Annotated in this window: 8 protein-coding genes; 6 read left to right on the top strand and 2 right to left on the bottom strand. The window is 74.5% G+C overall.

The genetic code is table 11. From position 1 onward, the window contains the following. The 3 genes from K7787_RS23250 to K7787_RS23240 form a co-directional block, all read left to right on the top strand. Positions 1 to 624: electron transfer flavoprotein subunit beta/FixA family protein (locus K7787_RS23250; RefSeq protein ID WP_223002787.1), on the top strand; the 624-nt coding region annotated here is incomplete at its 5' end. 53 nt (positions 625 to 677) lie between these two features. Next, positions 678 to 1,640, top strand: a complete 963-nt coding sequence (locus K7787_RS23245; protein WP_223002786.1) for an electron transfer flavoprotein subunit alpha/FixB family protein — start codon at positions 678 to 680, stop codon at positions 1,638 to 1,640. 191 nt (positions 1,641 to 1,831) lie between these two features. Beyond that, a complete protein-coding gene (locus K7787_RS23240) occupies positions 1,832 to 3,136 on the top strand; it encodes a DUF6986 family protein (protein ID WP_164393847.1) in 1,305 nt (434 codons plus the stop codon). Between the two features lie 77 nt (positions 3,137 to 3,213). Here K7787_RS23240 and K7787_RS23235 read toward each other — a convergent pair whose 3' ends face one another. Then, complete coding sequence (locus K7787_RS23235; RefSeq protein WP_019985654.1) at positions 3,214 to 4,287, bottom strand: LacI family DNA-binding transcriptional regulator; 1,074 nt, start codon at positions 4,285 to 4,287, stop codon at positions 3,214 to 3,216. 211 nt (positions 4,288 to 4,498) lie between these two features. On the opposite strand from K7787_RS23235, the gene K7787_RS23230 reads away from it, so the two are divergent. From K7787_RS23230 to K7787_RS23220, 3 genes are all read left to right on the top strand, one after another. Beyond that, the gene (locus tag K7787_RS23230) at positions 4,499 to 5,452 is read left to right on the top strand and encodes an ROK family protein (protein WP_223002785.1); all 954 of its coding nucleotides are present in this window, start codon (positions 4,499 to 4,501) and stop codon (positions 5,450 to 5,452) included. 568 nt (positions 5,453 to 6,020) lie between these two features. Then, positions 6,021 to 6,215, top strand: a complete 195-nt coding sequence (locus K7787_RS23225) for a hypothetical protein (RefSeq protein ID WP_164391991.1) — start codon at positions 6,021 to 6,023, stop codon at positions 6,213 to 6,215. A 149-nt stretch (positions 6,216 to 6,364) separates the two neighbouring features. After that, positions 6,365 to 7,408 (top strand): NUDIX hydrolase, encoded by a 1,044-nt coding sequence (locus K7787_RS23220; protein WP_164391989.1) that lies wholly within the window; start codon positions 6,365 to 6,367, stop codon positions 7,406 to 7,408. A gap of 97 nt (positions 7,409 to 7,505) precedes the next feature. Here the strand turns inward: K7787_RS23220 and K7787_RS23215 are convergent, their stop codons facing one another. Beyond that, positions 7,506 to 8,222, bottom strand: a complete 717-nt coding sequence (locus tag K7787_RS23215; RefSeq protein WP_223002784.1) for an MBL fold metallo-hydrolase — start codon at positions 8,220 to 8,222, stop codon at positions 7,506 to 7,508. Positions 8,223 to 8,389 lie beyond the last annotated feature (167 nt).

The raw sequence follows: 8,389 nt of genomic DNA, 5'->3' as shown, positions 1-8,389 counted from the left end.
GACGACGCCGAGGTCACCGTCCTGACGGTGGGCCCGGAGGACGCCAAGGACGCGCTGCGCAAGGCGCTGTCGATGGGCGCCGACAAGGCGATCCACGTCGAGGACGACGACCTGCACGGCACGGACGCCATCGGCACCTCGCTGGTGCTGGCCAAGGCGATCGAGAAGGCCGGCTACGACCTGGTCGTCTCCGGCATGGCCTCCACCGACGGCACCATGGGCGTCGTACCGGCCCTGCTCGCCGAGCGCCTGGGCGTCCCGCAGGTCACCCTGCTGTCCGAGGTGTCGGTCGAGGACGGCACCGTCAAGGGCCGCCGCGACGGCGACGCCGCCTCCGAGCAGCTCGAGGCCTCCCTGCCGGCCGTCGTGTCGGTGACCGACCAGTCGGGCGAGGCCCGCTACCCGTCCTTCAAGGGCATCATGGCGGCCAAGAAGAAGCCGGTGGAGTCCTGGGACCTGTCCGACCTGGACATCGACGCGGACGAGGTCGGCCTGGAGAACGCGTACACCACGGTCGAGTCGGCCACCGAGCGTCCGGCCCGCACCGCGGGCACGATCGTCAAGGACGAGGGCGAGGGCGGCAAGCAGCTCGCCGAGTTCCTCGCGGGCCAGAAGTTCATCTAGAGCCCGCTCGCTGACCGCCCCTCATACTTCGCAAGCAGGAGAGAAGAAGTCCCATGGCTGAAGTTCTCGTCTACGTCGACCACGTGGACGGCGCCGTCCGCAAGCCCACCCTGGAACTGCTGACCCTGGCCCGCCGCGTCGGCGAGCCGGTCGCCGTCGCCCTGGGCAACGGCGCTGCCGACACCGCCGCCACGCTCGCCGAGCACGGCGCGGTCAAGGTCCTCACCCACGAGGCCGCCGAGTACGGCGACTACCTGGTCGTGCCGAAGGTGGACGCGCTGCAGGCCGCCGTCGAGGCCGTCTCCCCGGCCGCCGTCCTGGTCCCCTCCTCCGCGGAGGGCAAGGAGATCGCCGCCCGTCTCGCGCTGCGCATCGGCTCGGGCGTCATCACCGACGCCGTCGACCTGGAGGCCGGCGACGAGGGTCCGGTGGCCACCCAGTCGGTGTTCGCCGCCTCCTTCACCACCAAGTCCCGTGTCTCCAAGGGCACTCCGGTCATCACGGTGAAGCCGAACAGCGCCGCCGTGGAGGCCGCCCCGGCCGCCGGTACGGTCGAGGCCCTGTCGGTGTCGTTCTCCGCGCAGGCCACCGGCACCAAGGTGACCGGCCGTACGCCGCGTGAGTCGACGGGCCGCCCCGAGCTGACCGAGGCCGCGATCGTGGTCTCCGGCGGCCGTGGTGTCAACGGCGCGGAGAACTTCGCGATCATCGAGGCGCTGGCCGACTCTCTCGGTGCGGCCGTGGGCGCCTCGCGCGCGGCGGTGGACGCGGGCTGGTACCCGCACACCAACCAGGTGGGCCAGACCGGCAAGTCGGTCTCGCCGCAGCTGTACATCGCCAACGGCATCTCGGGCGCGATCCAGCACCGGGCCGGCATGCAGACGTCGAAGACGATCGTCGCGGTCAACAAGGACCCCGAGGCCCCGATCTTCGACCTGGTCGACTACGGCGTGGTCGGCGACCTGTTCGAGGTCGTCCCGCAGCTGACCGAGGAGATCAAGACCCGCAAGGGCTGAGACTCCCCGGCCGCACCGGTCGTACGAGGCCCCCGTGACCTGCCCGGTCACGGGGGCCTCTGTATACCCAGGTTGTCCCGCGCGCGCCGATGGCTCAGGCTGCGGACAGGTGTTGACCGGCGGGAAGATCCACGGATAACTTCGTTCTACGGATTGTTGATTCCGTAGAGTGGAAAAATGGAGGGTGTGGAATGGTCCAGGGCCAGCAGGAGAAGGTGGCGACGAGCCTCGCGGGCGCCGTCAGCGAGGAGATCAGCGCCTCCCTCGCGCCGGTCGACGCCGAGCTGGAGCGCCGCTACCCGGGCGACCCGGGCACCCGCCAGCCCGTCCACACCGTCTACGTCCCCGGCGACGTCTTCGCCGCCGACACCATCCGCTCCTGGGGCGACCGGGCGCTCGCCGCGCTGGACGAACACGCCCCCGACGCCGCGAGCCTCGCCGCCGTCCTCGGCCTGAGCGACGAACTCGCCGAACCGGTCTACAGCCGCGTCCGCGCCAAGCTGGAGCGCGAACCGATCGAAGACCTGCGCATCGATTTCGAGGACGGCTACGGCCCCCGCCCCGACGCCGAGGAGGACGAGGCGGCCGCGCGCGCCGCCCGCCTGGTCGCCGAGGCGTACGCGAACGGCACCGCCGCCCCCTACATGGGCATCCGCATGAAGTGCATGGAGGCGCCCGTCCGCGACCGCGGCATCCGCACCCTCGACGTCTTCCTCACCGGCCTGATGGCGGCCGGCGGCCTGCCCGACGGGCTGGTCCTGACCCTGCCCAAGGTGACCTACCCCGAGCAGGTCACCGCCATGGTCCGGCTGCTGGAGGCGTTCGAGAAGGCGCACGGCCTGGAGCCCGGCCGGCTCGGCTTCGAGATCCAGATCGAGACCAGCCAGTCCATCCTCGCCGCCGACGGCACCGCCGCCGTCGCCCGCATGATCCAGGCCGCCGAGGGCCGGGCCACCGGACTGCACTACGGCACCTTCGACTACAGCGCCTGCCTCGGCGTCTCCGCCGCCTACCAGGCCAGCGACCACCCGGCCGCCGACCACGCCAAGGCCGTCATGCAGGTCGCCGCGGCCGGCACCGGCGTCCGCGTCTCCGACGGCTCCACCAACGTGCTGCCCGTCGGCCCGACCGACAAGGTGCACGACGCCTGGCGGCTGCACTACGGCCTCACCCGCCGCGCCCTGGCCCGCGCCTACTACCAGGGCTGGGACATGCACCCCGGCCACATCCCCACCCGGTACGCGGCCGTGTTCGCCTTCTACCGCGAGGGCTTCGAGCAGGCCGCCGCCCGTCTGTCCCGCTACGCCAACCGCACCGGCGGCGACGTGATGGACGAGCCCGCCACCGCCAAGGCGCTCAGCGGCTATCTGCTGCGCGGCCTGGACTGCGGCGCCCTCGACATAGCCGAGGTGGCCCGCCTCAGCGGTCTGACCCGGGCCGACCTGGAGGGCTTCGCCGCCCCGCGCCGCGGCGACCTGACGGCGTCCGCGCAGTAGCCGGAGCCCGCAGGGCGGGGCGCGACGGCGTGCGCGCCCCGTCGGGTGCGGAGCGCGTGCCGAGCCCGCGGTCCCGCTCAGCCGGACGGCGGGATCTCGCCCGAGCCGCGCTGCACCAGCCGGGTCGGCAGCTCGATCCGCTCGGGGGCGAGCAGGGTGCCGTCCAGCTGGCGGAAGAGGCGCTCGGCGGCCGTGCGGCCGAGGGCCGCCGCGTCCTGGGCGACCACCGTCACGCCCGGCTGGAGCAGGTCGGCGAGTTCGAGGTCGTCGAAGCCGACCAGCGCCACCGGGCGGGACAGCGCGGCCAGGACGCGGATCACGGTGACGGTCACCCGGTTGTTGCCCGTGAAGACGGCGGTGACCGGGTCCGGCCCGGACAGCATCTCCTCGGCCGCCCGGCGCACCCGCTCCGGATCGGTGCCGCCGAGGGACATCCACGCGTCCTCGACCGGTATCCCGGCGTCCTCCATGGCCGCCCGGTAGCCGCGCAGCCGCTCGGCGGCCGTGTGGATCCGGGGCATGTCGCCGATGAAGCCGATCCGGCGGTGGCCGTGCGCGATCAGGTGCGCCACGCCGTCCCGGGCGCCGCCGAAGTTGTCCGACAGCACCACGTCGGCGTCGATCCGCCCCGCCGGACGGTCCACGAACACGGTCGCCACGCCCGCCCTGATCTCCGGCTCCAGATACCGGTGGTCGTCGCCGGCCGGGATGATCACCAGCCCGTCCACCCGCCGCGCGCACAGCGCCAGCGCCAGTTCCTGCTCACGGTCGGGGTCCTCGGCGCTGGAGCCGTTGATCAGCAGGGCGCCGTGCGCGCGGGCCACCTCCTCGACCGCGCGGCTCAGCGGACCGTAGAACGGGTCGGCCAGATCCTCCAGCACCAGCCCGATGCTCGCCGTACGGCCCTTGCGCAGCACCCGGGCGCTGTCGTTGCGGCGGAAACCCAGCGCCTCGATGGCCTCCTGGACCCGCCGCTCGGTGTCGGGGGTGACGCCGGGCTCGCCGTTGACCACGCGGGAGACGGTCTTGAGGCCCACCCCGGCCCGCGCCGCCACGTCCTTCATGGTCGGCCGGTTGCCGTAACGGTTCCCTGAACGGCGGTCCGGGCGGCGGTCGCCGGGGCGGTCGGCCCGGCGGGCGGTCTCTGGCACGATACGGCGTCCTGTCCTGTCGTTCCCGCGGGGACGGCGGGCGGTCCCCGGAAGCGTTTCACGGATGTGGCGTCGAGCATAGAGCCTGGACAACGTTGTCAACGGCGCGAGAGACTGTCCCCTGCACACTCGGCCCGCCGTCCCCCAGCGCGCGACCGGGACTGCGCCCACCTCTTGGTTCCTTCATGGTTGACGGGGAGATCCGACTCTGATGCACACCGACCTCGTGGCCGCGCTCGACATCGGCGGCACCAAGATCGCCGCGGCCCTGGTGGACGGCCGCGGCGGCATCCTGGTGCGCGCCCAGCACGCGACGCCCGCGCAGGAGGACGGCGACACCGTGATGCGCGCGGTGACGGACGTCCTCGGCGAACTGACGGCGTCGCCGCTGTGGGAGCGGGTCGCGGCCCTCGGGATCGGCAGCGCCGGACCCGTGGACGCCTCCGCCGGCACGGTCAGCCCGGTCAACGTGCCCGGCTGGCGCGGCTATCCGCTGGTGGAGCGGGTCCGCGCGGCGATCGGGGGACTGCCCGTGGAGCTGATCGGCGACGGGGTCGCCATCACGGCGGCCGAGCACTGGCAGGGCGCCGCCCGAGGGCATGACAACGCGCTGTGCATGGTGGTCTCCACCGGCGTCGGCGGCGGTCTCGTGCTCGGCGGCCGGCTCCACCCGGGCCCGACGGGCAACGCCGGGCACATCGGACACATCAGCGTCGACCTGGACGGCGACCCGTGCCCGTGCGGGTCGCGCGGCTGCGTGGAGCGCATCGCCAGCGGGCCGAACATCGCCCGCCGGGCGCTGGAGAACGGCTGGCGGCCCGGCCCCGACGGCGACGCCTCGGCCGCCGCGGTGGCCGCCGCGGCGCGCGCCGGGGACCCGGTCGCCGTGGCCTCCTTCGAGCGCGCCGCGCGGGCCCTGGCCGCGGGCATCGCCGCGACGGCGACGCTGGTCGAGATCGACATCGCGGTCGTCGGCGGCGGCGTGGGCAAGGCGGGGGAGGTCCTCTTCGCCCCCCTCCGCAAGGCCCTGACCGACTACGCCACCCTCTCCTTCGTCCAGCGCCTGAAGGTCGTCCCGGCCCGGATGGGCACGGACGCGGGCCTGGTGGGCGCGGCGGCCGCCGCGCTGACGGGCCCGGCGAAGGCGGCTGCCGCCGGGGTGTGACGCGGTAAGGGGGTTGCCGGAGTCTTCTGATCCCGCCCGGAGGGCGGGGTGGCCTGGCCCCTGGCGGGGTGGCCTGGCCCCTGGCGGGGTGGCCTGGCCCCTGGCGGGGTGGCCTGGCCCCTGGCGGGGTGGCCTGGCCCCTGGCGGGGCCGGGCATGGGCGTGGGGTTGGTGGGCGTGGCTGTTGTCGTGCCGGATGGTGACGGTGGCGTCTGCCCCCAGGGGGTGAGCCCGTCCGGTGGGTGGTGGGTTCCCGGTTCTTTCGTGCTGCCCGGCGATCGCCGGGACCGTACCCGCTCGGCGGCGGTTGCATGAGGTCGTGCCCGCCTGGCGGCTTGTGGCGGCCGCGCACCTGCGGCGGTCGCCGGGGCGGGCCCCTGCGGTGGACCCGTCCCGGGGTGCCGCCTGACCCCGCCCGGCCCCTGCGGTGGGCCCGTCCCGGGGTGCCGCCCGTCCGTGCCGCTCGGAGTTCCGGGAGGGGGGCGGCGGTCTCCGGTGGCGTGGGGCGGAGCCGGTGGCTTCGGCCGGGGGGGGCCGTTACCCATCGCCCGGCTCGGCGTTGAGCAGGCATGAAGAAGCGCAGCATGCTCGCCCTCGCCTCCCTCGCCACCGGCTTCGTGGTCGCCGCCGTCTCCCCGTCGCACGCCACCGGGCACCCCGCGGCCGACGACGCCAGGGCCAAGGACGCCGTGGGCGCCCTGGACCTCTCCGTGGACCACGACAGCCCCGCCGGGGACCGCTCGGCCCCGGCCGAGAACGGCTGAGCCGGCCGAGCGGCGGTCCGCGGACGCGGCGCCGGCGCCCCTTCCCCCGGGGGCGTCGGCGCCTTCTCGTGTGCGGCCTCAACTGGGGCTGGTTTCCGTGGCAGGGTGGAGCGGGCAAGCCACAGGGGGCCAACAGAAGAGGGGGACCAGTGACCGTCGTCTGGATCAACGGCACGTTCGGTGCGGGAAAGACCACCACCGCACGGGAACTGATCGAGCTGATCCCGAACAGCACGCTCTTCGACCCCGAGGTCATCGGCGGCGCACTCGCACACCTGCTGCCGCCCAAGCACCTCGCCGAAGCCGGCGACTTCCAGGACCTGCCGATCTGGCGGCGGCTGGTCATCGACACGGCGGCGGCCATGCTCGCCGAACTCGGCGGCACCCTCGTGGTGCCCATGACCCTGCTGCGCCAGGAGTACCGCGACGAGATCTTCGGCGGCCTCGCCGCCCGCCGCATCGGAGTCCAGCACATCCTCCTCGCCCCGGCCGAAACGATCCTGCGTGAGCGGATAGCCGGCCGCGAGGTCCCGCCCGACCTCCCCGACGGAGAACTGCGCATACGCCAGTGGTCCTACGACCACATCGAGCCCTACCGCACCGCCCTCGCCGCCTGGCTCACCGCCGACGCCCATGTCGTCGACACCAGCGCCCTGACCCCGTACGAGACGGCCGTCCGCATCGCCGAGGCGGTCGGCAGCGGGACCGTCCCGGCCTGCGACATCGTGCAGACCCCGGAGCCCACCGCGGAGACCGTCGCCTCCGGGGTGCTGCTCTTCGACGAGCGGGACCGGGTGCTGCTGGTCGATCCCACCTACAAGCCCGGCTGGGAGTTCCCCGGCGGGGTCGTGGAGCCCGGCGAGGCCCCGGCCCGCGCCGGCATCCGCGAGGTCGCCGAGGAGACCGGGATACAGCTGGCGGAGGTGCCGCGGCTGCTGGTCGTGGACTGGGAGTCGCCCCGGCCGCCCGGCTACGGCGGACTGCGGCTGCTGTTCGACGGCGGCCGGCTGGACTCCGAGGCGGCCGGACGGCTGCTGCTGCCCGGCCCCGAACTGCGCGACTGCCGTTTCGTCACCGAACGGGAGGCCGCGACCCTGCTGCCGCCCGTCCGCTACGAACGTCTGCGCTGGGCGCTGCGGGCCCGCGAACGCGGCGCGGCGCTCTACCTGGAGGCGGGGGTGCCGGTCGGCTGAGCCGGCGCCGTGCGGTGCGTGCGGCCGGTGCGGTACCGGCGGGGCGGGTACGCCTCCGGCGCGTTCCGCTCAACCCCGTACGCCCAGCCCCGCACGCTCAGCCCCGTACCGGATGCCGCTGCGCCGACTCACGCAGGACGGCCCCGGCCCGTGCGGTCACCGGGTCGCCGTGGCCGAAGCAGGCCACCTCGGTGTCGAGCGCGGCGAGCCGGTGGAAGGACGCGAGGGTCTCGGACCGGTCGAGGTTGAACACGCCCGGCATGACCGCGCCGTCCACCGGCGAGGCGGCGACCGTGTCGCCGGTGAACAGCACACCGTGCCGCGGGAGATGCAGGGCGATGCTGCCGTGCGTGTGACCCGGGACGTGAAGGACGCGGGCGCCGCCGCCGAAATCCACCGTGTCGCCGCCGGACAGCCCGGTGACCTCGGCCGGACGGACCGGCTTTCCGTGCGGCAGCCGGGCGGCCGCCGCCGCGTGCAGGGGGCGTTCCCAGTCCTCGAACACCGGGGGCGGGCCGGGCAGTTCACCGAGGACCACCGGCGCGTCCAGCCGGTGCGCCAGCACCTCCGCGCCGGTCGCCGCCGCCAGTTCGCCCGCCCCGTCCGCGTGGTCCTCGTGGAAGTGCGTCAGCACGATCCGCCGCAGCCGCGCCGGATCACCGCCGAGCGAGGTGATCGCCTCGACCACCGGCGCGCCCGCGCCGCGCGGCCCGGAGTCCACGAGGGTCAGCTCGTCGCCGTCGCGCCAGAGGTAGGCCTGACCGACGGCGAAGCGCAGCAGATGCAGCCGGGGAAGGATCTCCACGATGTCCATGCCCCGACCGTAGGCAGGTCCCCCCGCCCGGTGCGAGGACCCTCTGCCGACGGCAGAACGGCCCGTGGGCCTGCCGAACGGACAAGCGGCCGGTGGGGCCGCCGACGGCGCAACGGCCGGTGGGCCCGATGCCGCCGCGCCGGCCCCGGCGAGGCGACCGGCGACCG

Source organism: Streptomyces sennicomposti (genome assembly GCF_019890635.1).
Lineage (GTDB): Bacteria > Actinomycetota > Actinomycetes > Streptomycetales > Streptomycetaceae > Streptomyces > Streptomyces sennicomposti.
The sequence above is the reverse complement of the archived record's forward strand: the minus strand, read 5'-3'. Positions and strand labels throughout refer to the sequence as shown.